The 24,496-nt window shown below is 50.7% G+C and carries 27 protein-coding genes; 26 read left to right on the top strand and 1 reads right to left on the bottom strand.

The genetic code is table 11. The features are described from left to right. Nucleotides 1-210: 210 nt before the first annotated feature. The 18 genes from frr (at nucleotide 211) to pgeF (ending at nucleotide 14,411) form a co-directional block, all read left to right on the top strand. Nucleotides 211-729 carry a ribosome recycling factor gene (gene frr / locus DW743_RS03130; protein WP_373141022.1) on the top strand — a complete coding sequence of 173 codons (519 nt, stop codon included), beginning with the start codon at nucleotides 211-213 and terminating at the stop codon, nucleotides 727-729. Between the two features lie 67 nt (nucleotides 730-796). Continuing rightward, a complete protein-coding gene (uppS, locus tag DW743_RS03135) occupies nucleotides 797-1,534 on the top strand; it encodes a polyprenyl diphosphate synthase (protein ID WP_022461499.1) in 738 nt (245 codons plus the stop codon). Nucleotides 1,535-1,539: 5 nt separating this feature from the next. Next, nucleotides 1,540-2,331, top strand: a complete 792-nt coding sequence (locus tag DW743_RS03140; protein ID WP_022461500.1) for a phosphatidate cytidylyltransferase — start codon at nucleotides 1,540-1,542, stop codon at nucleotides 2,329-2,331. Nucleotides 2,332-2,381: 50 nt separating this feature from the next. Then, nucleotides 2,382-3,536 carry a 1-deoxy-D-xylulose-5-phosphate reductoisomerase gene (locus tag DW743_RS03145; protein ID WP_117760369.1) on the top strand — a complete coding sequence of 385 codons (1,155 nt, stop codon included), beginning with the start codon at nucleotides 2,382-2,384 and terminating at the stop codon, nucleotides 3,534-3,536. A 6-nt stretch (nucleotides 3,537-3,542) separates the two neighbouring features. Then, nucleotides 3,543-4,835 (top strand): RIP metalloprotease RseP, encoded by a 1,293-nt coding sequence (rseP, locus tag DW743_RS03150; protein WP_022461502.1) that lies wholly within the window; start codon nucleotides 3,543-3,545, stop codon nucleotides 4,833-4,835. Nucleotides 4,836-4,908: 73 nt separating this feature from the next. Further along, a complete protein-coding gene (locus DW743_RS03155; RefSeq protein WP_117509058.1) occupies nucleotides 4,909-6,162 on the top strand; it encodes a peptidoglycan-binding protein in 1,254 nt (417 codons plus the stop codon). 160 nt (nucleotides 6,163-6,322) lie between these two features. After that, nucleotides 6,323-6,667, top strand: coding sequence for a YlxM family DNA-binding protein (gene ylxM, locus DW743_RS03160; protein WP_330377042.1), 345 nt, complete (start codon nucleotides 6,323-6,325; stop codon nucleotides 6,665-6,667). Nucleotides 6,668-6,669: 2 nt separating this feature from the next. Further along, nucleotides 6,670-8,019 carry a signal recognition particle protein gene (gene ffh, locus DW743_RS03165; protein WP_117509057.1) on the top strand — a complete coding sequence of 450 codons (1,350 nt, stop codon included), beginning with the start codon at nucleotides 6,670-6,672 and terminating at the stop codon, nucleotides 8,017-8,019. A 54-nt stretch (nucleotides 8,020-8,073) separates the two neighbouring features. Further along, nucleotides 8,074-8,319, top strand: a complete 246-nt coding sequence (gene rpsP, locus DW743_RS03170) for a 30S ribosomal protein S16 (protein WP_022461506.1) — start codon at nucleotides 8,074-8,076, stop codon at nucleotides 8,317-8,319. A gap of 21 nt (nucleotides 8,320-8,340) precedes the next feature. Continuing rightward, the gene (locus tag DW743_RS03175; RefSeq protein WP_022461507.1) at nucleotides 8,341-8,571 is read left to right on the top strand and encodes a KH domain-containing protein; all 231 of its coding nucleotides are present in this window, start codon (nucleotides 8,341-8,343) and stop codon (nucleotides 8,569-8,571) included. A 176-nt stretch (nucleotides 8,572-8,747) separates the two neighbouring features. Beyond that, nucleotides 8,748-9,254, top strand: coding sequence for a ribosome maturation factor RimM (rimM, locus tag DW743_RS03180; RefSeq protein ID WP_022461508.1), 507 nt, complete (start codon nucleotides 8,748-8,750; stop codon nucleotides 9,252-9,254). 18 nt (nucleotides 9,255-9,272) lie between these two features. Then, a complete protein-coding gene (trmD, locus tag DW743_RS03185; RefSeq protein WP_117760368.1) occupies nucleotides 9,273-10,397 on the top strand; it encodes a tRNA (guanosine(37)-N1)-methyltransferase TrmD in 1,125 nt (374 codons plus the stop codon). 88 nt (nucleotides 10,398-10,485) lie between these two features. Then, nucleotides 10,486-10,833, top strand: a complete 348-nt coding sequence (gene rplS, locus DW743_RS03190; protein WP_022461510.1) for a 50S ribosomal protein L19 — start codon at nucleotides 10,486-10,488, stop codon at nucleotides 10,831-10,833. A gap of 75 nt (nucleotides 10,834-10,908) precedes the next feature. After that, nucleotides 10,909-11,475, top strand: a complete 567-nt coding sequence (gene lepB / locus DW743_RS03195; protein ID WP_117760367.1) for a signal peptidase I — start codon at nucleotides 10,909-10,911, stop codon at nucleotides 11,473-11,475. Between the two features lie 24 nt (nucleotides 11,476-11,499). After that, complete coding sequence (ylqF, locus tag DW743_RS03200; RefSeq protein WP_055226467.1) at nucleotides 11,500-12,342, top strand: ribosome biogenesis GTPase YlqF; 843 nt, start codon at nucleotides 11,500-11,502, stop codon at nucleotides 12,340-12,342. 36 nt (nucleotides 12,343-12,378) lie between these two features. Beyond that, nucleotides 12,379-13,146 carry a ribonuclease HII gene (locus DW743_RS03205; protein ID WP_055266587.1) on the top strand — a complete coding sequence of 256 codons (768 nt, stop codon included), beginning with the start codon at nucleotides 12,379-12,381 and terminating at the stop codon, nucleotides 13,144-13,146. 34 nt (nucleotides 13,147-13,180) lie between these two features. Beyond that, entirely contained in the window at nucleotides 13,181-13,543 is a 363-nt protein-coding gene (locus DW743_RS03210; protein ID WP_022461514.1) for a YraN family protein, read from the top strand. A gap of 13 nt (nucleotides 13,544-13,556) precedes the next feature. Continuing rightward, complete coding sequence (gene pgeF, locus DW743_RS03215; RefSeq protein WP_226906311.1) at nucleotides 13,557-14,411, top strand: peptidoglycan editing factor PgeF; 855 nt, start codon at nucleotides 13,557-13,559, stop codon at nucleotides 14,409-14,411. A gap of 97 nt (nucleotides 14,412-14,508) precedes the next feature. Here pgeF and DW743_RS03220 read toward each other — a convergent pair whose 3' ends face one another. Beyond that, nucleotides 14,509-15,672, bottom strand: coding sequence for a ribose-phosphate pyrophosphokinase (locus DW743_RS03220; RefSeq protein WP_022461516.1), 1,164 nt, complete (start codon nucleotides 15,670-15,672; stop codon nucleotides 14,509-14,511). 211 nt (nucleotides 15,673-15,883) lie between these two features. Here DW743_RS03220 and DW743_RS03225 point away from each other — a divergent pair, with 211 nt between their 5' ends. From DW743_RS03225 to DW743_RS03260, 8 genes are all read left to right on the top strand, one after another. Then, a complete protein-coding gene (locus DW743_RS03225; RefSeq protein ID WP_117760366.1) occupies nucleotides 15,884-17,278 on the top strand; it encodes a DUF512 domain-containing protein in 1,395 nt (464 codons plus the stop codon). Beyond that, nucleotides 17,232-18,560: a ribosome biogenesis GTPase Der gene (der, locus tag DW743_RS03230; protein ID WP_117760365.1), complete on the top strand. Its 1,329-nt coding sequence runs from the start codon at nucleotides 17,232-17,234 to the stop codon at nucleotides 18,558-18,560. The genes DW743_RS03225 and der overlap by 47 nt, the downstream gene beginning before the upstream one ends. A gap of 6 nt (nucleotides 18,561-18,566) precedes the next feature. Continuing rightward, entirely contained in the window at nucleotides 18,567-19,214 is a 648-nt protein-coding gene (gene plsY / locus DW743_RS03235) for a glycerol-3-phosphate 1-O-acyltransferase PlsY (RefSeq protein ID WP_117760364.1), read from the top strand. Nucleotides 19,215-19,217: 3 nt separating this feature from the next. Beyond that, nucleotides 19,218-20,231 (top strand): NAD(P)H-dependent glycerol-3-phosphate dehydrogenase, encoded by a 1,014-nt coding sequence (locus DW743_RS03240; RefSeq protein ID WP_117760363.1) that lies wholly within the window; start codon nucleotides 19,218-19,220, stop codon nucleotides 20,229-20,231. 189 nt (nucleotides 20,232-20,420) lie between these two features. Further along, nucleotides 20,421-21,944, top strand: coding sequence for a 4Fe-4S dicluster domain-containing protein (locus tag DW743_RS03245; RefSeq protein ID WP_022461521.1), 1,524 nt, complete (start codon nucleotides 20,421-20,423; stop codon nucleotides 21,942-21,944). Between the two features lie 25 nt (nucleotides 21,945-21,969). Next, nucleotides 21,970-23,052, top strand: coding sequence for an ABC transporter substrate-binding protein (locus DW743_RS03250; protein ID WP_226906312.1), 1,083 nt, complete (start codon nucleotides 21,970-21,972; stop codon nucleotides 23,050-23,052). Beyond that, the gene (locus DW743_RS03255; protein ID WP_117760362.1) at nucleotides 23,030-23,812 is read left to right on the top strand and encodes an ABC transporter permease; all 783 of its coding nucleotides are present in this window, start codon (nucleotides 23,030-23,032) and stop codon (nucleotides 23,810-23,812) included. Before DW743_RS03250 ends, DW743_RS03255 begins: the two co-directional genes overlap by 23 nt. Then, nucleotides 23,809-24,465: an ATP-binding cassette domain-containing protein gene (locus DW743_RS03260; RefSeq protein WP_117760361.1), complete on the top strand. Its 657-nt coding sequence runs from the start codon at nucleotides 23,809-23,811 to the stop codon at nucleotides 24,463-24,465. Before DW743_RS03255 ends, DW743_RS03260 begins: the two co-directional genes overlap by 4 nt. Nucleotides 24,466-24,496: the final 31 nt, after the last annotated feature.

Consider the following 24,496-nt stretch of genomic DNA (forward strand, 5'->3'; position numbering starts at 1 on the left):
TTAATAAAAATTCAGCAGTAAAACACTTGCTGTTTTACTGCGTAAGAAAATGATTCAGGTGTGAGCAGCTCTCCTTTTGCGAAGCAAAACTTTAAATGAGAGCTGCGAATGTCACAGTTCGCAGAACTGTGACCGTATAAGAGATAGCAGGAGGACAAATTTAATATGGCAAATCAGATTGACGAGAGAGTAAAACCGTTTGAGGTAAAAATGGGCAAATCCATTGCAAGCCTCGATTCCGAATTCGGAACCATCCGCGCAGGCCGTGCAAACCCGCACGTACTGGACCGCATTACTGTAGATTACTATGGAACACCGACTCCGCTGCAGCAGGTGGCAAACATCTCTGTTCCGGAAGCACGTATGATCCAGATCCAGCCGTGGGAAGCATCCCTGGTAAAAGAGATCGAGAAAGCGATCATGATGTCTGACCTTGGCATCAACCCGTCCGATGACGGAAGAGTCATCCGTCTGGTATTCCCGGAGCTTACCGAGGACCGTCGTAAAGAGCTGGTAAAAGAGGTAAAGAAAAAAGCAGAGGGCGCAAAGGTAGCCATCCGCAACATCCGCCGCGATGCCAATGATGCGTTCAAGAAACTTGCCAAAGAGGACGTTTCCGAGGACGAAATCAAAGAGCTCGAGGAGCAGACCCAGAAATTAACAGACAAATATATCAAAGAAGTAGATCAGATGGTGGACGTAAAATCCAAAGAAATTATGACCGTGTAATACAAAGAAAACGAGGGGCTGCCTGTCATTTGCAGGCAGCCTGTTATCGTTTACGGAGGAAAAAAGTATGGATAATGAATTAAAAGTGCCGAATCACATCGCCATCATCCTGGACGGAAACGGCAGATGGGCGAAAAAACGCAATATGCCGCGCGGCTACGGCCATATCGTCGGATGCGACAATCTGGAAAAAATGTGTGACGTGATTAAAGACATGGGTGTCAAATATCTGACCGTCTATGCGTTCTCAACCGAGAACTGGAAACGCTCCCGCGCCGAGGTGGAGGGCCTCTTAAAGCTGTTCCGCCAGTATCTGAAACGATGCATCAAAAAAGCACATAAAAATCAGATGCGCGTCAAAATCATCGGAGATCCGAGCGCATTCCCGCAGGATATTCAGGACAGCATTCATGAACTGGAGGAGTGCTCCAAAGATTACGATCACATGTACTTCCAGATCGCAATGAACTACGGTTCCCGCGATGAGATTCTGCGCGGCATGACCCGCATGATCGAGGATGTGAAAAACGGAACTCTCGCAGAGAATGCGTTTGATGAGAACGGAAAACTGACGGAGCAGTGTTTTGAGAGCTACCTCGACACCGCCGGAATCCCGGATCCAGATCTTCTGATCCGTACAAGCGGCGAGCAGCGCCTTTCCAACTACCTGATGTGGCAGCTGGCCTACACGGAATTTTACTTTACCGAGGTTCCGTGGCCGGATTTCCACGAAGAGGAATTGAGAAAAGCCATCGAACAATATAATAACAGAGACCGGCGTTACGGCGGCGTGAAGGAGGAATAAAAAAGATGTTTAAGACAAGACTGTTAAGCGGCATCGTGCTCGTCCTTGTGGCGCTGCTTACGATCTGCAGCGGCGGAACTGTGCTCTATATGACGGTTCTGTGCCTGTCGCTGATCGGTGCAGGAGAGCTGTTCCGCGTGATGAAGGTAAGAGAAGATAAATGGAATCTGTTGGAAATTACGGGCTATGCGGGCGTTGTGATTTTCTATCTGTCCCTGCTGCTTCATGACCCGATGTACCAGATGCTCGCGCTGATCCTGGATCTCGTGCTTCTGATGGCAGTATACGTATTTACTTATCCGAAATACAACGCCAATCAGGTGATGCCGGCGTTCTTTGCGATTGTCTATGTCGGCGTAATGCTTTCCTATGTATATCAGACCCGTATGCTGGACGGCGGAAAATTCCATGTATGGCTGATTTTCCTGTGCTCCTGGGGCTGCGATACGTGTGCATACTGTGTCGGCGTACTCTTTGGAAAACATAAAATGGCGCCGGTTTTAAGCCCGAAAAAATCCGTAGAAGGAGCTGTCGGCGGTGTCGTCGGAGCGATTCTGCTCGGCATCATCTATGCGGCTGCGACAAAGGGCGGCATGGTGGAATACGCCATCATCTGCGGTGTCGGCGCGCTGATCTCCATGGTCGGAGACCTTGCGGCATCCGCAATCAAACGAAATCAGGGCATCAAGGATTACGGAAAGCTGATTCCGGGCCACGGCGGTATTCTTGACCGCTTCGACAGCGTGATCTTTACCGCACCGATCATCTATTTCCTGTCGGTGCTTCTGATTCATTAAAAAAGCTTCCCCTACAGCATAAACGGGAAGCAGATGGGAGAAACTGGAATATGAAGAAAATAGCAATTCTTGGTTCAACCGGTTCGATCGGAACCCAGACCCTCGATGTCGTGCGTGCCAACGGCGATCTTGAGGTGGTCGGCATCAGCGCCGGAAGTAATATTACACTGCTCGAGCAGCAGATCCGGGAATTTCATCCGAAGTTTGCGGCAGTCGGCGATGAGGCGAAAGCGGCAGAACTCCGTGACAGAGTGAAGGATCTTCCTGTAAAAATCGGCAGCGGCATGGACGGCATGATCGAGCTTGCCACGATGCCGGAGAGCGAAATCCTTGTGACAGCGATCGTCGGCATGATCGGCATTCGCCCGACGGTTGCGGCGATGAAGGCAGGAAAAGACATTGCACTGGCAAACAAAGAGACACTGGTAACGGCGGGACACATTATTATGCCGCTGGCAGAGGAATGCGGTGTGCAGATCCTTCCGGTGGACAGTGAGCACTCGGCGATTTTTCAGTGCCTGCACGGGGAAAACAGAAAAGAAATTGAAAAACTTCTGATTACTGCATCCGGCGGTCCGTTCCGCGGAAAAACAAGAGCGGAGCTCGAAAACGTAACGGTAGAGCAGGCGCTCCGTCATCCGAACTGGTCGATGGGGCACAAGATCACGATTGATTCCGCGACACTCGTTAACAAAGGACTGGAAGTCATGGAAGCAAAATGGCTGTTCGGTGTTGATCTCGACCACATCCAGGTTGTGGTACAGCCAAAGAGCATTATCCATTCCATGGTAGAATTTAAAGACGGCGCTGTCATGGCACAGCTTGGCACACCGGATATGAAACTGCCGATCCAGTACGCACTGTATTACCCGGAGCGCCGCTTCCTTGCAGGCGACCGCCTCGACTTTGCGGCGCTGACACAGATCACGTTTGAAGAACCGAATATGGATACCTTCCTCGGCCTTCCGATGGCAATGCAGGCGTCCCGGACGGGTGGCTCCATGCCGACGGTCTTCAATGCGGCAAATGAACGCGCCGTTGCACTGTTCCTCGCGAAGAAGATCCGTTTCCTCGAGATTTACGACGTGATCGCCGGTGCAATGGAAGCACACAAAACGATTGCCGATCCGACGCTGGAGCAGATTCTCGCGGCGGAGCAGGAGACGTATGAATGGATTGCGAACAGATATAAGATGGGAGAATAAGACAGCATGATTGTAAAAATCCTGATAGCCGTACTCATTTTCGGAATCACCGTCATTATCCATGAGCTGGGGCATTTTCTTTTGGCGAAAGCGAATGGTATTACCGTGACGGAATTTTCGATCGGCTTTGGCCCGACGGTGGTAAAGACAGAAAAAGGAGGAACGGTCTATTCCTTAAAACTTCTGCCTTTCGGCGGTGCGTGCCAGATGCTCGGCGAGGACGGTGAAGAGGAGGGGGAAGGAACCTTTAACAGCAAATCCGTGTGGGCAAGAATTTCCGTCGTTGCGGCGGGACCGGTGTTCAACATGATTCTGGCATTTTTCTGCGCAATCTTTGTGATCAGTTACGCGGGAAGTTCCCCGGCGCGCGTCACAGAAGTGGCAGACGGTTCGCCGGAGGCAGAGGCAGGCCTGGAAGCGGGAGATATCATCACTTCCTATGAAGGAAGACATATTTCCATCGGAAAAGAGCTGAACTCTGTGATGACGGTACGGGGTGTGCCGACGGATGAGATTACGCTGGAGGTTAAAAAGGCCGACGGGGAAAAGAAAACGATCACATATGAACCGACGGTGACAACGCGGTATATGATGGGCTTTAACTACGATGACTGTGACCGCGGCATGGAATTCACGTATGTGCAGCAGAATATGCCGCTTGCCGCTGCGGGTGTTGTCGCGGGCGACCTGCTCGTATCGATCAACGGAGCGCCGATCACCTGTGTGGCAGATTTTACTGCTTACCAGACAGAGCATCCTTTCGATGGAAGCGCTGTGACGCTGGAGTATGAGCACAGCGGAAAGACGAAAGAGATTACGGTGACACCGGTTGAAAATACGTATGCGAATGTACAGTTTTCGTATCAGCTCCGGGAGAAACAGTCCCCGATCGGCGTGCTGAAATACAGCGTGCTGGAGATCAAATACTGGGTGCGCACCGTCATTGACAGCGTCAGTATGCTGATCACCGGACAGTATTCTGTGAACGATCTTTCCGGCCCGGTCGGCGTGGTGGATGCGATCGGAACCGCCTATGATGATGTAAAATCGCAGGGCGTTCTGGTTACGGTGATGACGATGCTGAACATGGTGATTCTGCTGTCATCAAACCTTGGCGTCATGAACCTGCTGCCGCTCCCGGCACTCGACGGCGGACGGCTTGTCTTTCTGATCATAGAAGCCATCCGCAGAAAACCAATCCGGCGAGACCTGGAGGGTATGGTTCACTTCGCGGGCCTGGTGCTTCTGATGGCGTTGATGGTCTACGTCATGATCCACGACGTCCAGCGGATCCTGTAAATCGAAAAATGAAAAGCAACAAAGCCTCATATTCTGCATACCATAAAAGGAGTGCAGGATATGGGGCTTTTTTATGAAAAATTTGCGTATGCAGCAGGAAATGACTGACCGCGGGCGGCTGGAAATCCGGGTAAATACAAGAATCCAGGCGCGGCCTGTTTCCGGGGCGCGGGTGACGGTTTCGTATACGGGAGATCCGCAGAATGTGATCGAGGAGCTGATTACCGACGGGGACGGCAGAACGGAGACGCTGGATCTGGCGACGCCGCCGCTCGAGTACAGTCTGGAACCGAATGTGAATCAGCCGTATTCCGAATATACGGTGAAAGTGGAGGCGGAAGGGTATGAACTGGTTGAAGTGACGGGCTCCGAGCTTCTTTCAGGAGAACAGTCCGTCCAGCAGGTGGACCTCAAACTGGCAGAGGGCGCAGCGTTTGCGGATGTGACGATCCCGGACCATACGTTGTTCGGCGAATATCCGGCGAAAATTCCGGAAAGTGAGATCAAGCCGACGAGGGAGAGCGGTGAGATTGTGCTGTCCCGTGTCGTGATCCCGGAGTATATCATCGTCCACGACGGAGCGCCGACCGACAGCACGGCACGCGACTATTATGTGCGGTACCGCGACTACATCAAAAACGTGGCGTGCTCGGAAATCTATGCAACATGGCCGGATGCGGCGATCCGGGCGAATATCCTCGCAATCATGTCATTTACGCTGAACCGTGTCTATACAGAATGGTACCGCAACAAGGGATACGATTTTACGATCACTTCGTCGACGGCCTACGATCACAAATGGATTTACGGCAGGAATATTTTCGACAGCATTTCCCTTGTGGTCGATGAGATTTTTGCTGATTACCTGTCGCGCCCGAATGTGAAACAGCCGATTCTGACGCAGTACTGTGACGGAAACCGTGTGAGCTGCCCGAACTGGATGAGCCAGTGGGGGTCCAAAAACCTGGCGGACCAAGGGTATTCAACGATTCAGATTCTCCGCAATTATTATGGAGACAATATGTATATCAACACGGCGGAGGAGATTTCCGGCATCCCGTCCTCCTGGCCGGGGTATGACCTCACCATCGGCTCGTCCGGGAACAAGGTACTGCAGATGCAGGAGCAGCTGAACGTGATTGCGGAGGTGTATTCATCGATTCCGACGGTCTATGAAAATGGCTATTTCGATGAAGAGACGCAGGACGCCGTCGAAGCGTTCCAGCGGCTGTTCGGCCTGCCGGTTTCCGGCATTGTGGATTATCCGACATGGTACAAAATTCAGTCGATTTATGTGGCTGTGACGAGGATTGCGGAGCTGCAGTAGGTATACAAAAGTCTTTATAAGGGGCGTGTTTTCTGCGAAAAAACGCGGAAAATGCGCCCTTTCTGCGGCTTTTGAAACGGATCAGAAAAATTTTAAAACTGTCAAGAAAAAATACTTGACACCCTGCGCCTTTTCGTGTATGATAACCAAGGTGATCGCAATGGAAAAAATATTGGAACAGACATTACTGTATGATTTTTACGGCGAACTTCTGACTGAACATCAGCGTCAGGTATATGAGGACGTGGTGCTCAACGATTTTTCCCTGAGCGAGGTTGCGGCAGCGCGGGGCATTTCCCGCCAGGGAGTTCACGATCTGGTCAGACGCTGCAACAAGACACTGGAAGAGTATGAAGAAAAGCTTCATCTGGTACAACGCTTTGTGCAGATCCGGGAGAATGTAAACGAGATCCGAAAGCTGACAGACCCATCCGGTGATACCCCGAAAGAAGATGTGATGCAGCGGATTGCAGCAATTGCATCGGATATATTAGAGGAGCTTTGAGCATGGCATTTGAAAGTTTAACCGAGAAACTCCAGAATGTTTTCAAAAATCTCAGAAGCAAGGGCCGCCTGACCGAGGCGGATGTAAAGACTGCGCTGAAGGAAGTAAAAATGGCACTTCTCGAGGCGGATGTCAGCTTCAAAGTAGTAAAACAGTTTATCAAATCCGTACAGGAGCAGGCAGTCGGACAGGACGTCATGAACGGACTGAATCCGGGTCAGATGGTCATTAAAATCGTAAATGACGAGCTGGTCAAGCTGATGGGTTCCGAGACAACGGAAATCGCACTGCGCCCGGCGAGTGAAGTTACCATTATTATGATGGCAGGTCTTCAGGGAGCCGGTAAAACAACCACAACCGCAAAGATTGCAGGAAAGTTAAAAGCCAAGGGAAGAAAACCTCTCCTTGCAGCCTGCGACGTATACCGCCCGGCAGCGATCAAACAGCTGCAGGTCAACGGAGAAAAGCAGGGCGTGGAAGTGTTCGCTATGGGAGATAAAAACCGTCCGGTGGATATCGCAAAGGCAGCGCTGGTGCATGCAAAGACAAACGGCTTTAACGTATTGATTCTGGATACGGCAGGCCGTCTGCACATCGACGAAGAGATGATGCAGGAATTACAGGATATCAAAGCGGCTGTTCCTGTGGATCAGACCCTTTTGGTAGTAGATGCTATGACCGGACAGGACGCAGTCAATGTGGCCGAGATGTTCAGCAATAAAGTCGGCATCGACGGTGTAGTACTTACAAAATTAGATGGTGACACCAGAGGCGGTGCGGCACTTTCAATCCGTGCAGTTTCCGGCAAACCAATTCTCTATGTCGGCATGGGCGAAAAGCTTTCGGATCTGGAGCAGTTTTATCCGGACCGTATGGCGTCCCGTATCCTCGGCATGGGCGATGTGATGAGCCTGATTGAAAAAGCGCAGGCAAACATCGACGAAGAAAAAGCAAAAGCCATGGAACAGAAGATGAAGAAGGCGCAGTTCGACTTCAACGATTATCTGGATTCCATGGAGCAGATGCGCAATATGGGCGGCATCTCCAGCATCCTGAATATGCTTCCGGGCGTCGGCGCGAAAATGAAGGGCCAGGATCTTGAGAGCATGGTGGATGAAAAAGACATGGCAAGAAAGGAAGCTATTGTACTTTCTATGACGCCAAAGGAAAGAGAAAACCCGGATCTCATCAATCCGTCGAGAAAGCAGAGAATTGCAAAAGGCGCCGGTGTTGACATCGCGGAGGTAAACCGTTTCATCAAACAGTTTGAACAGTCAAGAAAAATGATGAAACAGATGACCGGAATGGTCGGTAAGGGTGGTAAAAGAGGAGGATTCAAACTTCCCTTTTAGCATAAAAGAAAAAATATAAATAAATACATGAATTTACAATGGAGGTAAAGAAAAATGGCAGTAAAAATGAGATTAAGAAGAATGGGACAGAAGAAAGCTCCTTTTTATAGAATCGTTGTAGCAGATTCCAGATCCCCAAGAGACGGACGTTTCATCGAGGAGATCGGAACTTACGATCCGAACCGCGAGCCGAGCGCAATCAGCTTCAACGAGGAGGCTGCTAAAAAATGGCTGGCTAACGGCGCACAGCCGACCGAAATCGTTGCCAAACTCTTAAAACAGGCTGGTATCGAGAAATAATTCATACGGGGGTATCTTGTAATGAAAGAACTTATCGAAGTAATTGCAAAATCTCTGGTTGATCATCCATCTGAGGTAGTTGTGACAGAAACCGTCAGCGGTGATGACCTTCTGCTGGAACTCAAAGTAGATCCGTCAGATATGGGAAAAGTCATCGGACGTCAGGGACGCATTGCGAAAGCAATCCGTACGGTTGTAAAAGCAGCTTCCTCAAAGAGCGACAGAAAAGTTGTCGTAGAAATTTTACAGTAAGTAAAAGATAGGAAAAGGAACCGACAGTTGTTGCCGGTTCCTTTCTTTACGCGGGCAACGAGACAAAGTCCGTGCTTGCACGGGACCTTGGCGACTGCCGCGATAACTTGAGAAACTCGCAAAGCGTGTTTCTCGAGTCGCAATACACAGTAGAACTGGTTGGAAAGGGTTTTTGAATGGAAGAATATTTGCAGATTGGCGTAATTACCACAACCCACGGCGTACGCGGTGAGGTAAAGGTATACCCGACGACAGATCCGGAGCGTTTTCTTTCTCTGGACCGCGTTTTTCTCGATACAGGAAAAGAAAAAAAAGAACTCCATGTAACTGGCGTGCGTTTTTTCAAACAGCTTGCCATTGTAAAATTCAAAGGAATTGACAACATCAACGATATCGAACGGTATAAAGGCTGCAGCCTCTATGTGACGAGAGAGGATGCCATTCCGCTGGAAGAGGACGAATACTATATCGCAGACCTGCAGGGAATGCAGATGTACACCGAGGACGGCGAACTGTTCGGCACGCTCCGCGATGTGATGGAGACCGGTGCGAACGACGTCTATATTGTAGATTCGAAAGAGCACGGAGAGGTTCTGATTCCGGCGATCCATGACTGCATTCTGGATGTGGACCTGGATGAACAGAAGATGACGATTCACCTTCTTCCGGGCCTGATTGACTGATAAAGAGAGTAAAGAACGATGAAATATCATATTCTGACGCTGTTTCCGGAGATGATCGAGCAGGGGCTGCACACCAGCATCCTCGGAAGAGCCATCAACAACGGCTATATTTCCCTCGAGACGACGAATATCCGGGATTTTTCAGCAAATAAATTCAACCGCGTGGACGATTACCCGTACGGCGGCGGTGCGGGCATGGTCATGGAGGCGGAGCCGGTGTTCCGCGCCTACCAGTCGGTAGCCGAAAAGATCGGGAAAAAGCCGCGCACGGTCTATCTGACACCGCAGGGAAAAGTACTGAACCAGACGATGGTGGAAGAGCTGGCGCTTGAGGACGATCTTGTGCTGCTCTGTGGCCACTATGAGGGCATCGATGACCGCGTACTGCAGGAAGTGGTAACGGACTATATCTCGATCGGGGATTATGTTTTAACAGGCGGAGAACTCGGTGCAATGGTGCTGGTGGATGCGGTATCGCGGTTTGTGCCGGGTGTCTTAAGCAACGAGGAATCTTCGCAGTTTGAGTCGCTGCAGGACAATCTGCTTGAGTATCCGCATTACACAAGACCGGAGACATGGCACGAGAAAAAAGTTCCGGAGGTGCTTCTTTCCGGTGACCACAAAAAGATCGAAGCGTGGCGTCATGAGGCATCCCTGGTGCGGACAGCCGAGCGGCGGCCGGACCTTCTGGAAAATGCATTCCAGATTTCCTGCGCATGCAATGAAAAAGAGGAATCGTCTGCCTGGGCGCACGATCTTTTGGCAGGCATGACACGCTATGGTGTAAGCCTTGATCTCGGACGAAAGAAGATCCGGAAACAGAAAAATCTGTTTGATGACCATGATCTGCTGATTCTGCAGCTTCCGGGAACGCTTGAGGAGGGTATGAAAGCAAAGAGCGAGTATATCCGCAGCTTTGCCGGAAAAGAAACACCGCTGGTGTTTTTGTGCCCGGACGGATTCTCAGAAGAGGAAGAAAAACTCGAAGAGCAGCTGGAAAAAAACGGTTTCCGTCTGGTCGCACGGCTTACCGGCATACCGTCCGCGGACGGCCTGCAGCGGTTTTCTTTCGCGCTTCGCAGTCTGCTGTACAGCGGCGAATGGAAAGTGAAAAAAATACTTGCATCTGCGGATGCATTATAGTATAATATATCTTGTTGTGAGTAAAGAGATGGTCCGCTGTTGCAAAAAGGCATTAAGAACATCCAGGGTAAAAAAAGGAGATAAAGAAATGAACGACATTATTAAGAAAATCGAAGATGCACAGTTAAAAGCAGAAGCACCGGAGTTCCGCGTTGGTGATACCGTTAAAGTTTACGGTAAAATCAAAGAGGGTAACCGCGAGCGTATCCAGGTATTCGAAGGCGTTGTCCTGAAAAGACAGGGCGGCGGAAGCAAAGAGACCTTCACTGTTCGTAAGAGCTCTAACGGCGTAGGCGTTGAGAAAACATGGCCGGTACACTCTCCGAACGTTGAAAAAGTAGAAGTTATCAGACGTGGTAAAGTAAGACGTGCGAAACTGAACTACTTAAGAGACCGTGTTGGTAAAGCAGCGAAAGTGAAAGAGCTGGTAAAATAATAAGTCGTTAAAAGGATGGCCGGAGGAACATGAGCAATTGTGTTTCTCCGGTTTTGTCTTACGGAGAATTACACTATGGGTATGAATACCAGATATGTAAAAGAATATTTCTACAAGAAAAAGATCCGTTCCATGTTTGTATGGAATCTGGAAATCATCGCAGTGATTCTTCTTGCGGCGGCATTTTCCTGGTTTTTCTGCAGAAGTGTCGTGGTGCAGGAGGGCTCGATGGAGCCGACTCTCGTGCCGGGGGAGCGTGTGCTGATGGACTCCGCCTGGTACCGCTTAAGTTCTCCGAAACGCGGGGATATCATCGCGTTCCGGACGAGTGAGGACAAGAAGGCGAGCATCCACATCAAGCGTGTGATTGCGTTGCCGGGCGAGACGGTACAGATCAAAGACGGACAGATCCTCATCAACGGGGAAGTCTATAATGAAAAAGATGAATTTCCGGCCATCACAAACGCGGGACTTGCCTCCGAGCCGATCACGGTCGGGAAGGGACAGTACTTTGTGCTCGGCGACAACCGGAACAACAGCGAGGACAGCCGCCACAACGGCATGGGACTCGTGGATTCGGACCGCATTGTCGGAAAGCTCTGGTTTACGATTTCGCCGTGGAAGAAAATCGGTTTCGTGTAAACGCAGCATAGAAGGAGAAGAAACATGAATTATCAGTGGTACCCGGGTCATATGACGAAGGCCCGCAGACAGATGCAGGAAGACTTAAAGCTCATCGACCTGATGATTGAGCTGGTCGATGCGAGAGTTCCTGCAGCGAGCCGCAACCCGGATATAGATGAACTTGGAAAGAACAAAGCACGGCTGATCCTGCTGAACAAATCGGACCTTGCCGATGAGCGCGGAAACGATGCCTGGATGGAATATTTCAAGGGAAAGGGATATTCTGTTGTGAAGGTCAATTCCCGTTCCGGAGCCGGCATGAAAGCGATTAACAGCGCCGTACAGGAGGCCTGCAAAGAGAAAATCGAGCGCGACCGCAAACGCGGCATCCTGAACCGTCCGGTCCGCGCGATGGTTGTCGGTATTCCGAACGTCGGAAAATCGACATTTATCAATGCGTATGCGGGCAGAGCCTGTGCGAAAACCGGAAACAAACCGGGCGTCACGAAGGGAAAACAATGGATCCGTCTGAGCAAACAGCTGGAGCTTCTGGACACACCTGGTATCCTGTGGCCGAAGTTTGAGGACCAGCAGGTGGGACTGCATCTTGCGATGATCGGTTCCATCAACGATGAGATCCTGAACGTGGAGGAGCTGGCGCTGTCCGTCATCGATTATCTGACGGCAGAGTATCCGGGAACGCTGGAGAAACGCTTTGGCTTTGAAGGCATGACGGATCGTGTGGAAATCCTGGGTGAGATTGCGCGTGTGCGCGGCTGCCTGAAAAAGGGAAATGAGCTCGATTACGAAAAAGCAGCACGGCTTCTGATGGATGATTTCCGGAGCGGAAAGCTCGGCAGAATCACGCTGGAAAAACCGGAATAAATGGATTTATCAAAATAAAAAATGCGGAGAACAACGATGACAGAGAAAAAACAATCGATATCCGCCATACGGGAAATTTTTGCGGCAGCTTCGGAGACGGAGCTGCCCGCCCTTTATCTGGAATATGAAGAGGATTCCCGTGCCGGCGTACAAAATCTGATTCAAAAATACCAGAAACAGGAAGAGGCCTTAAAAAAAGAGCGCGAGCGCACGGAACAGATGAAGATCTACGAGCACAAATATGAGGATCTTGGCTGGATCTGCGGCATCGACGAGGTCGGAAGAGGCCCTCTGGCGGGCCCTGTGGTCGCAGGTGCGGTCATTCTGCCGCGCGACAGTAAAATCCTGTATCTGAACGATTCCAAGCAGCTGACGGCCAAAAAACGCGACGAGCTGTACGATGTGATCATGCGCGAGGCAGTGGCCGTCGGCATCGGCTATGCCTCCCCGGCGCGGATCGACGAGATCAATATTTTACAGGCAACGTACGAGGCGATGCGGGAGGCGATCAGCAAGCTTTCCGTGAAGCCGGATGTGCTCTTAAACGATGCGGTGAAAATCCCGCAGGTGGACATCCGCCAGGTGCCGATCATCAAGGGAGATGCCAAGAGTGTTTCGATTGCGGCGGCAAGTATTGTTGCGAAGGTGACAAGGGACCGCCTGATGGAAGAGTACGACAAGGTGCTTCCGGGCTACGGTTTTGCATCGAACAAGGGCTACGGTTCGGCAGAGCATATCGCTGCTTTAAAAGAAATCGGCCCGTCACCGATCCACCGGCAGTCGTTTATCGGCCATTTCGTGTAAAGGCACCGCATCAAAAAAGGAGAGGGTATCGCATTTGAATCAGCGGGAAGTAGGAACGAGACAGGAGAGCCGTGCGGCAGAATATCTGGAAAGCCTGGGATATCACATCCTGGTGCGGAATTTCCGGTGCCGCTTCGGTGAGATCGACCTGATCGCAAAACAGGACGACACATACATTTTTATCGAAGTAAAATACCGCACCGGCCGGACAGCCGGAGACCCGACAAGCGCCGTGGATGGAAAGAAACAGAAGAAAATTTCAAAAACAGCAGATTACTACCGCATGCTCCACCAGATCCCGATGGATGTGCCCTGCCGCTTCGACGTCGTGGCAGAGACACCGGAGGAGATCCGCGTCTATGCGAACGCGTTTTATTATCAGGGGAGCGGCTGGTAGGAAAGGAGTTTTTATGATACCAATTCAATGGAAACAAAACGATAAAAAAACGATGCATGTCAACGAGGCGGAAAACGGCGTGGTCTATCTGACCTGGCCGGCGATTGAGAAAATTGAGGGCATCCGCCATGCATTTTCCACACGGATCGGCGGGGTGAGTAAGGAACATCTTTCCAGCATGAATCTCAGCTTTTCGCGCGGCGACGATCCGGCGAATGTGCGGGAGAATTACAGAAGATTCTGTGAGGCGGCGGGGTTTGAAGTGGAAAACATTGTTACCTCCGATCAGGCACACACAACGAAGGTCCGTTATGTGACGAAAGCAGACTGCGGCAGCGGCGTGACAAGAGACCGCGATTTTCATGATATTGACGGTATGATCACTGACGAGCCGGGCGTCGTACTTGCGACATTCTATGCGGACTGCGTGCCGCTCTACTTTGTCGACCCGGTGCACCGTGCAATTGGACTTTCACATTCCGGCTGGCGTGGAACGGTCCACAAGATGGGACAGGCAACGCTCGATGCGATGCACGAACGGTTTGGAACAGAAGCAAAAGATGTGATCGCAGCCGTCGGCCCGTCGATCTGCCAGGAATGCTACGAGGTGAGCGGTGACGTGATCGAAGAGTTCCGGGCAGCATTCCCGGAAACACTGCATGAGAAACTGTTCTGCGGAAAACCAGATGGAAAATACCAGTTAAATCTTTGGGAGGCGAATCATCAGATCCTTCTTGCGGCAGGAGTGCCGGAGAAGCAGATTCATCTGCCGAACCTCTGCACCTGCTGCAACCCGGATTTCCTGTATTCCCACCGTGCATCGAAGGGAAAAAGAGGAAACCTCGCGGCATTCCTTTCCCTGGTCTGAAAACAGGATCGAAAACAGAATAGAAAGCATCAAAAAACGGACCTGGAAAAAACAGATCCGTTTTTTTGCTGTATGCATCCGGCGGACACAAAATCGATTATCTGTGTTTTGCCAGCAGCTTATTGATTTTCTCTGTCGTAGACTGTACTTTTGCAACGGATACGTCGTGGTTAAGCGTATCGATAATGCTTGCCATATATTTGCTCATCTCAGCCGGCTCATACCAAGGACGGGAAACGAGTTCCGGTGTACGGTAGGTCAGGTCGGTGGTGATGACTTTGCTGATATAGCCTTTCTCATAGTAAGCATCGAATTTCTCCAGACCATCGGTGAAGAGGCCGAAGGTGGTGCAGACAAAGACGTGGTCAGCGCCGCGCTCTTTGACCTGTTTTGCAACGTCAAGCATACTCTCACCGGAGGAGATCATATCGTCGATGATGACAACATCTTTTCCTGCTACGGAATCGCCGAGGAACTCATGTGCCACGATCGGGTTTTTTCCGTTTACGATGGTGGAGTAATCTCTTCTCTTATAGAACATACCCATATCGACGCCGAGCACGTTGGAGAAGTATACGGCACGCGCCATCGCTCCCTCGTCCGGGCTGATGATCATCAGATGATCGTTGTCGATCGTCAGATCCGGAACGGAACGAAGAAGGGCTTTTAAAAACTGGTAGGTTGGCATGAAGTTGTCAAAGCCGCCGAGCGGAATTGCGTTCATGACACGAGGATCGTGTGCGTCGAAGGTGATAAAGTTGGAAACACCCATGTTCATCAGCTCCTGCAGAGCAAGTGCGCAGTCGAGAGACTCACGTTTGGTGCGCTTATGCTGTCTTCCTTCATAAATGAAAGGCATGATTACGTTGATCCGGTGTGCTTTTCCCGTTGCAGCAGCGATGATACGTTTCAGATCCTGATAATGGTCATCCGGTGACATGTGGTTCTCGTAGCCGCAGACCTTGTAGGTGATGCTGTAGTTGCAGACATCAACCAGGATGTAAAGATCGGCACCGCGGACGGATTCGTTGATCTTTCCTTTTGCTTCGCCGGAACCGAAACGCGGGCACTCGCAGTCAATCAGAAAAGAATCCTCGGAATATCCGGAAAAGGAAACCCCGTTGCGGCGCTCGGCGAGCTCTTTACGGAACTGAACCAGATACGAATCGACTTTTTTTGCCATTTCCATACTGCCCGGCAGAGCTGCGAGCTTTAACGGGGCGACCGGAATGGAATTTTCAAGTAAATCTAAATTAGCCATACAAACCTCCAGTAATCGACATATTTTACAAAGCTTTTTCTTCCTATTTATATCATCGAAACAAAGGGCGCGTCAAGCAAAAAACGAAAGAATCCTTGCTTTTTGTGCAGGTTGTTGTTATTATAATGAATGAATGTCCGCTGGCTATGCAGAGTTCTGCTGCCTTTCGGACAGAAAATGAAGGAAAAGGAAAGGCCATAACATAATATCTGTGAAAAACAAAACGAAACACATCATAAAGAAAATAGAACCGGGCAGTATTGCCGAAGAGCTTGAACTGGAACCGGGAGACGAACTGCTTCGTGTCAACGGGGAAGAAATCGAGGACGTTTTTGATTACCATTTCCAGACCAACGACTCCTATCTGGAACTCACGATCCGGAAGAAAAACGGGGAAGAATGGGATCTGGAGATTGAAAAAGAGTATGACGAGGAAATCGGCATCACATTCGAGAACGAGTTCATGGATCAGTACCGTTCCTGCAGCAACAACTGCATTTTCTGCTTCATCGATCAGATGCCGCCGGGAATGCGTCCCACCTTGTATTTTAAGGATGACGATTCGCGTCTGTCCTTCCTGCAGGGAAACTATATTACACTGACCAACATGAGCGACCACGATATCGACCGGATTATCCGCTACCATCTGGCACCGATCAATATTTCGTTCCAGACAACGAACCCGGAGCTCCGCTGCAAAATGCTGCACAACCGTTTTGCGGGCAATATCTTTCCGAAGGTCCAGCGCCTTTACGAGGCGGGAATCGAGATGAATGGACAGATTGTGCTCTGCAAGGGATACAACGACGGCGCAGAGCTGGAGCGCAGTATTTCGGATCTGTCAAAATATCTGCCGCATCTGAAAAGTGTTTCGGTTGTCCCGGTCGGACTTTCGAAATACCGCGACGGACTGGCGCCTCTGGAACCGTTTACCAGGGAGGATGCAAAAGAAGTTCTTGCCACGATTCACAAATGGCAGAAAAAGCTGTATGAACAGTGGGGACTTCACTTTATCCATGCTGGTGATGAATGGTATCTGCTGGCGGGAGAGCCGATCCCGGAGGAGGAAAATTACGATGGCTATATCCAGCTGGAAAACGGAGTGGGAATGCTCCGGCTTCTGGAGGACGAGGTTGCGGAAGAACTTTCGAAACGAGAAGGGGACGACCGTCACCGCCATGTAACGATTGCGACCGGAAAAGCTGCGGCGCCGTCGTTGGAAAAACACATGCAGAAAATTCGTGAAAAATATCCGAATGTACAGGCGGAGGTTATCACGATTATCAACTATTTCTTTGGAGAATCCATTACCGTATCCGGTCTGATTACCGGAAAGGATCTGATGGAGCAGTTAGAGGGAAGAGATCTTGGCGACTGCCTGCTGCTTCCGTGCAACATGCTCCGTTCGGGAAAAAACGTCTTTCTCGACGATGTGACGGTGGAAGAGGTGGAAGAGCGCCTGAAAACACCGGTACAGATTATCGATGAGCCGGGCAGCGACCTGGTGAAAGCCGTTGTGGAGGAAAACCAGGAGACGATACACAGAAGGAGAACAATGTATGAGCAAGCCGATTGTAGCAATTGTGGGCCGGCCGAACGTGGGTAAATCCACCCTGTTTAATGTATTAGCCGGAGACAATATTTCGATTGTAAAAGACACACCGGGTGTAACCCGTGACCGTATTTATGCCGACGTGGAGTGGCTGAACCACAAATTTACGCTGGTAGACACCGGCGGTATTGAGCCGGAATCCAAAGATATCATTCTCTCCCAGATGAGAGACCAGGCGCAGATCGCCATTGATACCGCAAATGTCATCATCTTCATCACTGACGTCCGTCAGGGCCTTGTAGATGCCGATGCAAAAGTAGCTGATATGCTCAGAAGAAGCCGCAAGCCGGTTGTGCTGGTGGTCAACAAAGTCGACAACTTCGACCGTCAGATGATGGATGTTTATGAATTCTATAACCTCGGCATCGGAGAGCCGCACGCCATTTCCGCATCCGGAAAGCTCGGCATCGGCGATATGCTCGATGAGGTGACAGGATACTTTGATCCGGAGATGGAAAACGAGGAGGAGAGCGAGATTCCGCGCATCGCCATTGTCGGAAAACCGAACGTCGGAAAATCCTCCCTGGTCAACAAACTGCTGGGCTCGAACCGTGTCATCGTATCCGATATCGCCGGAACGACGCGCGATGCGATCGATACCACGATCATGCACAATGGAAATGAATATATTTTCATCGATACCGCAGGTCTTCGAAAGAAAAACAAGATCAAAGAGGAGCTGGAGCGGTACAGCATCATCCGTACAGTATCTGCCGTAGAGCGCGCAGATGTCGTCGTTCTTCTGATCAATGCAACCGAGGGTGTCACCGAGCAGGATGCCAAAATTGCCGGTATCGCCCATGAGCGTGGAAAAGGTATGATCATTGCGGTAAATAAATGGGATGCCTTGGAAAAAGATGACAAGACGATCTACCGCTTTACCGAAAAAGTAAGAAATACATTGGCTTACATGCCGTATGCAGAGCTTCTTTTCATCTCTGCGAAGACAGGACAGCGTCTTCCGAAGCTGTTCGAGACGATCGACATGGTTCTGCAGTACCAGAACCTGCGCGTACAGACCGGTGTCCTGAACGAGATTCTGACCGAGGCAATGGCAATGCAGCAGCCGCCGTCAGACCGTGGAAAACGACTGAAAATCTACTACATGACACAGGTTTCGGTCAAACCGCCGACATTTGTTATTTTCGTCAACGACAAAGAACTGATGCATTTCTCCTATGTTCGATATCTGGAGAATAAAATCAGAGAGTCGTTCGGCTTCCGCGGCACACCGCTGAAATTCATCATCAGAGAACGAAAAGAGAAGGAGCAGTAAAGAGTTATGGTACGGATCATATGCCTTTTGATCGGATACGCATTTGGCCTTTTTCAGACCTCATATATTTATGGAAGGACGAAGGGAATTGATATCCGGGAACACGGCAGCGGAAACGCAGGAACGACCAACGCGCTCCGGACTTTAGGGAAAAAAGCAGGCGCCATCACGCTTGCCGGCGACTGCATCAAATGCATTCTGGCGGTCCTGACGGTACGGCTGATCTTCGGTGCATCGCACCCGGAAATACTGAAACTGCTGACGGTGTATGCTGCGGCCGGAACGATTCTCGGCCACAACTTCCCGTTTTACTTAGGCTTCCGCGGCGGAAAAGGAATCGCTGCGACCGCGGGTCTGATTATCTCATTTGACTGGAGAATCACGCTGGTCTGTGCAGCGCTGTTTTTCCTGAATCTTGCAGTAACACACTATGTTTCCCTCGGTTCCATGATGGTTTACGTTGTCTTTTTTGCAATGGCCGTTATCATGGGACAGGCGGGCTGCTTTGCGCTGGAACCGCCGTATCTTTATGAGATGTACGTGGTGATCGCACTTCTTGCCGTGCTTGCCTTCTGGGAGCACCGTGCAAACATCAAGCGTCTCATCGCGGGAACAGAGCGGAAAACGTATTTATCCAAAAAGTCGGAGAAATAAAATATGGCAAAGATTAGCATCATCGGAGCAGGAAGCTGGGGAACCGCCCTCGGCCTCCTGCTCTGCAACAACGGGCATGACGTGACGATCTGCTCGGAAAATGAAAAGGAAATTGAGAGCTTAAAGGAACACAGAGAGCATCTGACGAAGCTTCCGGGCGTAAGACTGCCGGATGAAATGAAGTTCACCTGCGATGTGCGCGGCTCCCTTTCCGGACAGGACATCCTTGTGATGGCAAAAGCATCCCCGTACGTGCGAACCACATGTAAAAAGTATGCGGCGGATATTCCGGACGGCCAGCTCATCGTCAATGTGGCAAAAGGCGTGGAAGCCGATACCCTGATGACGATGTCTCAGATCATCGAGGAGGAAGTGCCGGGAGCGAATGTCGTTGTTCTCTCCGGACCGAGCCACGCAGAGGAAGTCGGCCGCGGCCTGCCGACCACGATCGTTGTCGGCGCGCATGACCGCGAGAGCGCACTGTATGTGCAGAATGTGTTCATGAGTCCGGTCTTCCGCGTTTACACAAGCCCGGACATCACGGGAATTGAACTTGGCGGAGCTCTGAAAAATGTCATCGCACTGGCAGCCGGAACGGCGGATGGTCTTGGCTACGGCGACAATACGAAAGCGGCTCTGATTACCCGCGGGATCGCGGAAATTGCACGGCTCGGCACGGCGATGGGTGCCCATGCGGAAACCTTCTATGGCCTTTCCGGCATCGGTGACCTGATTGTAACGTGTGCGTCCGTACACAGCCGGAACAGGAAAGCAGGATATCTGATCGGCCAGGGAAGAACAATGCAGCAGGCGATGGATGAGGTTCAAATGATTGTTGAAGGTGTCTATTCCGCAAAAGCGGGGCTTACCTTGTCAGAAAAATTCGGAATCGAAACGCCGATCATTCAGGCAGTCAATCAGGTTCTGTTTGAAAACAAAAACCCGAAACAGGCTGTGGATGAACTGATGCAGCGTATGAAAAAAGACGAACTCGCCCCGGATCTCTGGGAGCGGTAAAAATAAGAAACCTGTCACTTCTGTGAAATGATACAGAGACGGCAGGTTCTTTTTTTTGTGCAGACCGAAATTTTTCAGCAAAAATACGGGAAAAAGATGACAATACTTTCGAAATCAAGTATAGTAATAGAAAGCGGAATAATTTTAACTGAAAAGATGCGGAGGAAAATACAGCAGGAGGAAGAAAGAATGAGAGGAGTAGAAACAAGAATTCAGGAAATCCGCCATGCCATTTTTACGGAAGTTGCAAAAATGGCGTATGACGTGGACTCCCCGGTGGAAAAGACGATCGAGGAAATTCCTTACCGTGTAATTCCCGGTGAGGTCGGAAATTTTAGAAATGATGTGTTTCTGGAGCGGGCGATTGTAGGAGAGCGGCTTCGCCTTGCAATGGGACTTCCGTGCAGAAGCGCGGCAGAGCACGCCCCGATCTCGGACAATATCAAACTGGCGGACCAGGCGGAGACGTATTATACACCGCCGCTCATTAATGTCATCAAATTTGCATGCAACGCCTGTCATGAAAAACGGGTTCTGATCACGGAGGGATGTCAGGGATGTCTTGCACATCCGTGCGTGGAAGTCTGTCCGAAAAAGGCCATTACGCTGGACCGCACCAATGGACGATCCTATATTGATCAGGATAAATGCGTCAAATGTGGTCAGTGTGCCAAGGTATGCGGATACCAGGCTATTATCATTCAGGAGCGTCCGTGTGCGAGAGCCTGCGGAATGGATGCCATCGGTTCAGATGAGAACGGAAAAGCGGATATCGATTACGAGAAATGTGTATCCTGCGGCCAGTGTCTCGTCAACTGCCCGTTCGGCGCTATTTCGGACAAATCCCAGATCTTCCAGGTAATCCGTGCGATCCAGTCGGGAGAGCGCGTCTATGCAGCGCTGGCACCGGCGTTTGTCGGCCAGTTCGGACCGAAAGTAACGCCTGGAAAACTGCGTGCGGCGATGAAAAAGCTCGGCTTTGCGGATGTCTTTGAAGTTGCGATCGGAGCGGATCTCTGTGCGGCACAGGAGGCAGAGGATTTTGTGAACGAAGTTCCGGAGAAACTGCCGTTTATGGCGACATCCTGCTGTCCGGCCTGGTCTGTAATGGCGAAGAAACTGTTCCCGGATTACGCTAACTGTATCTCGATGGCACTGACCCCGATGACGCTGACGGCGCGTCTGATCAAGAAACACAATCCGAATGCGAAGGTTGTCTTTGTCGGACCGTGTGCGGCGAAAAAACTGGAGGCCATGCGCCGGTCTGTCCGCAGTGAGGTGGACTTCGTTCTGACGTTTGAAGAGATGTCGGGCATTTTCGATGCGCGCCAGGTAGATGTGAGTGCACTTGAGGAAGATCCGGACGGCGTCAGCGATGCATCGGTGGACGGAAGAAACTTTGCTGTCTCCGGCGGCGTTGCAAAATCTGTGGAAAATGTAATCCGTGAAAAATACCCGGACCGCGAAATCAAGATGGCAAATGCAGAAGGTCTGAAGGAATGCCGGAAACTGCTGACAATGGCAAAGGCCGGAAAGTACAACGGTTATCTTCTCGAAGGCATGGCCTGTCCGGGCGGATGCGTGGCAGGAGCCGGCACGATGCAGTCAATCAAAAAGTCGCAGGCGGCAGTCAACAAATATGCGGCGCAGGCAAAACACAAGATTTCCAGCCAGACAGAATATGTAAAAGAACTGGACAAGCTGGTAGACTAAAAAGAACAGCAAGGTGGAGAAAAAAGTGAAAAAGAAAAGAAAGATGGGCTTTGCGGCAGCGATTCTTGCAATGGTACTTCTGTTTGCAGGATGCGGCCAGACAGAGACAAAGTCGGAGAGCAGCGGGACAAAAAGCACAGGATCAGAAAGTACAGTATCAGAAAGTACGCAGACAGAGAGCAGCACAGTGGCATCGGAAACAGAAGATGAGACACTGGTCCATGTGCTTGCATTAAAAGGACCGACCAGCATGGGAATGGTAAAAATGATGAGCGATAACGACAGCAAAGAGTCACCTGCGGACACGTTTGAACTTGCCGCTGCCCCGGATGAGGTCAGCGCAAAACTGGTACAGGGAGAGGTGGATATCGCCGCGGTTCCTGCGAACCTTGCAAGCGTACTCTACAACAAGACAAACGGCGGCGTGCAGGTGCTCGCAGTCAATACGCTCGGTGTCCTTTATATCGTCGAGGACGGCGATACCGTACATTCCATTGCGGATCTGAAAGGCAGAACCATTTATGCGGGCGGCAAAGGTGCAACTCCGGAGTATGCTTTGAATTATATCCTCGAAAAGAACGGCCTCGTACCGGGTGAGGACGTAACGATCGAGTGGAAGAGCGAACACGCCGAGTGCGTGGCAGCACTTGCAGAAGATGCCGATGGAATCGCCATGCTGCCGCAGCCGTTTGTAACGACGGCACAGACGAAAAAAGAAACGCTGCGCACCGCACTTGACCTGACCGAAGAATGGAACAAAATCCAGGAGTCCGAAGGAACAGTGAGCACACTGGTGACAGGTGTTACCGTTGTGCGCACTGCCTTTGCCAAGGAGCATCCGGAAGCAGTTGCAGACTTCATGGAAGCTTACCAGGCATCCGTATCCTACGTAACCGAAAACACGGATGAGGCGGCAAAACTGATCGGGGATTATGACATTGTTCCGGAGGCAGTCGCAAAGAAAGCGCTTCCGGCGTGCAACATTGTCTGCATCACCGGTGATGAGATGAAAGAGAAGCTTTCCGGTTATCTCGGTGTACTCAAAGACCAGAACCCGGAGGCAGTCGGAGGAGAACTTCCAGGAGATGACTTCTATTATTCCGAATAAAGACAAAAAAGAGAAACAGAGAAAAACGAAGCGCTGGCCGATCGTGTTCTGGCTTATGATCTGGCAGGCGGCAAGTGTTTTTGTCGGGCAGGAGATCCTTCTGGCATCTCCTGCCGCTGTTTTGAAACGCCTTTTTACGCTTGTAACAGAACCGTTCTTCTGGCAGTCCCTGCTGTTTTCCGGAGCACGCATCGGAGCCGGATTCCTTCTTGGTGCGGCGGCGGGAATTGCAGGAGCTGCACTTGCCGGTCGGTTTTCCATTGCAGAAGAACTCCTGACGCCGCTGGTTGCAGCAGTGAAAGCAGTGCCGGTCGCTTCTTTTGTGATTCTGATCCTGATATGGGTTTCGTCGAAGAATCTTTCGGTTGTGATTTCGTTTCTGATGGTATTTCCGATCCTGTATACAAACACGCGGAACGGCCTGCGGGAACTGGACACAGCGCTTTTGGAGATGACAGACGTTTTTCAGGTTCCGCGGCCGGTGCGGCTGCGCTGGGTGATCCTGCCGCAGCTGTACCCATATATCCGGACGGGATGTTCACTTTCCCTCGGCCTTTGCTGGAAGGCCGGAACGGCAGCAGAAGTAATCGGCATTCCGAACCGATCCATCGGAGAGCATCTGTATCAGGCAAAAATATATCTCGACACACCGGGACTCTTTGCCTGGACGGCAGCGATCGTGTACGTCAGCTTCTGTCTCGAAAAAGCTGTTTTAAAAGGAATGGATCTTGCGGAAAAAAGAATGCTGGTGATGAAATGAGAGAAGATACGATTGAAATCTGCCATCTGAAAAAAGCGTATGGAGAACACGTTATTTTTTCGAATCTTACGATGGAACTGAAAAAAGGAGCAGTGACCTGTCTGATGGCTCCTTCCGGGGCGGGAAAGACAACCCTGCTGCGGATTCTGGCAGGCCTGGAGCAGGCGGACGGCGGAAAAATCGGGGGACTGGAAGCCTTAAGAAAAAGTATGGTTTTTCAGGAACCGCGGCTGGCAGAAGAACTGACAGCTGCAGCCAATATCCAGCTCTCGGTAAGGCGCCGCATGTTTGGAAAAGAAAAAAGAAGCTTCCGTCATCTTGTGGAGGAGATGGAGGAACTCGGCCTTTCGGGCTGTGAAAACCAGGCTGTATCGGAACTGTCGGGCGGCATGCGCCAGCGGGTGGCGGTTCTGCGGGCCATGCGCATGGACGCAGATTTCCTCCTTTTGGATGAGCCGTTCCGGGGACTGGATGCGGGGACGAAAAAGAAAACGATGAACTATATCCGCAGAAAAGGAAAAGAAAAAACGATACTTCTGGTCACGCATGATTTAGAAGAAGCCGAAGCAATGGGGGACTGGATCTGCACCTGCAGCAGACTGGATGGTATCCTCGAAATAAAGAGAAACAGAAAAAGCAGCACAGAAATCTGAAACGGAAAGAAACAGATTTTCTGTGCTGCTT

The sequence above is a fragment of the Blautia sp. AM28-27 genome, assembly GCF_003480905.1.
GTDB lineage: Bacteria > Bacillota > Clostridia > Lachnospirales > Lachnospiraceae > Fusicatenibacter > Fusicatenibacter saccharivorans.

Bases quoted from the DNA above. Each gene is read 5' to 3' on its own strand.
- plsY (WP_117760364.1), top strand. From the start codon at position 18,567: ATGGTACGGATCATATGCCTTTTGATCGGATACGCATTTGGCCTTTTT.
- DW743_RS03205 (WP_055266587.1), top strand. From the start codon at position 12,379: ATGACAGAGAAAAAACAATCGATATCCGCCATACGGGAAATTTTTGCG.
- lepB (WP_117760367.1), top strand. From the start codon at position 10,909: ATGGGTATGAATACCAGATATGTAAAAGAATATTTCTACAAGAAAAAG.
- DW743_RS03175 (WP_022461507.1), top strand. From the start codon at position 8,341: ATGAAAGAACTTATCGAAGTAATTGCAAAATCTCTGGTTGATCATCCA.
- rplS (WP_022461510.1), top strand. From the start codon at position 10,486: ATGAACGACATTATTAAGAAAATCGAAGATGCACAGTTAAAAGCAGAA.
- rseP (WP_022461502.1), top strand. From the start codon at position 3,543: ATGATTGTAAAAATCCTGATAGCCGTACTCATTTTCGGAATCACCGTC.
- frr (WP_373141022.1), top strand. From the start codon at position 211: ATGGGCAAATCCATTGCAAGCCTCGATTCCGAATTCGGAACCATCCGC.
- ffh (WP_117509057.1), top strand. From the start codon at position 6,670: ATGGCATTTGAAAGTTTAACCGAGAAACTCCAGAATGTTTTCAAAAAT.
- der (WP_117760365.1), top strand. From the start codon at position 17,232: ATGAGCAAGCCGATTGTAGCAATTGTGGGCCGGCCGAACGTGGGTAAA.
- DW743_RS03240 (WP_117760363.1), top strand. From the start codon at position 19,218: ATGGCAAAGATTAGCATCATCGGAGCAGGAAGCTGGGGAACCGCCCTC.
- DW743_RS03145 (WP_117760369.1), top strand. From the start codon at position 2,382: ATGAAGAAAATAGCAATTCTTGGTTCAACCGGTTCGATCGGAACCCAG.
- DW743_RS03255 (WP_117760362.1), top strand. From the start codon at position 23,030: ATGACTTCTATTATTCCGAATAAAGACAAAAAAGAGAAACAGAGAAAA.
- pgeF (WP_226906311.1), top strand. From the start codon at position 13,557: ATGATACCAATTCAATGGAAACAAAACGATAAAAAAACGATGCATGTC.
- DW743_RS03155 (WP_117509058.1), top strand. From the start codon at position 4,909: ATGAAAAATTTGCGTATGCAGCAGGAAATGACTGACCGCGGGCGGCTG.
- trmD (WP_117760368.1), top strand. From the start codon at position 9,273: ATGAAATATCATATTCTGACGCTGTTTCCGGAGATGATCGAGCAGGGG.
- rimM (WP_022461508.1), top strand. From the start codon at position 8,748: ATGGAAGAATATTTGCAGATTGGCGTAATTACCACAACCCACGGCGTA.
- rpsP (WP_022461506.1), top strand. From the start codon at position 8,074: ATGGCAGTAAAAATGAGATTAAGAAGAATGGGACAGAAGAAAGCTCCT.
- ylxM (WP_330377042.1), top strand. From the start codon at position 6,323: ATGGAAAAAATATTGGAACAGACATTACTGTATGATTTTTACGGCGAA.
- ylqF (WP_055226467.1), top strand. From the start codon at position 11,500: ATGAATTATCAGTGGTACCCGGGTCATATGACGAAGGCCCGCAGACAG.
- DW743_RS03140 (WP_022461500.1), top strand. From the start codon at position 1,540: ATGTTTAAGACAAGACTGTTAAGCGGCATCGTGCTCGTCCTTGTGGCG.
- DW743_RS03220 (WP_022461516.1), bottom strand. From the start codon at position 15,672: ATGGCTAATTTAGATTTACTTGAAAATTCCATTCCGGTCGCCCCGTTA.
- uppS (WP_022461499.1), top strand. From the start codon at position 797: ATGGATAATGAATTAAAAGTGCCGAATCACATCGCCATCATCCTGGAC.
- DW743_RS03260 (WP_117760361.1), top strand. From the start codon at position 23,809: ATGAGAGAAGATACGATTGAAATCTGCCATCTGAAAAAAGCGTATGGA.
- DW743_RS03245 (WP_022461521.1), top strand. From the start codon at position 20,421: ATGAGAGGAGTAGAAACAAGAATTCAGGAAATCCGCCATGCCATTTTT.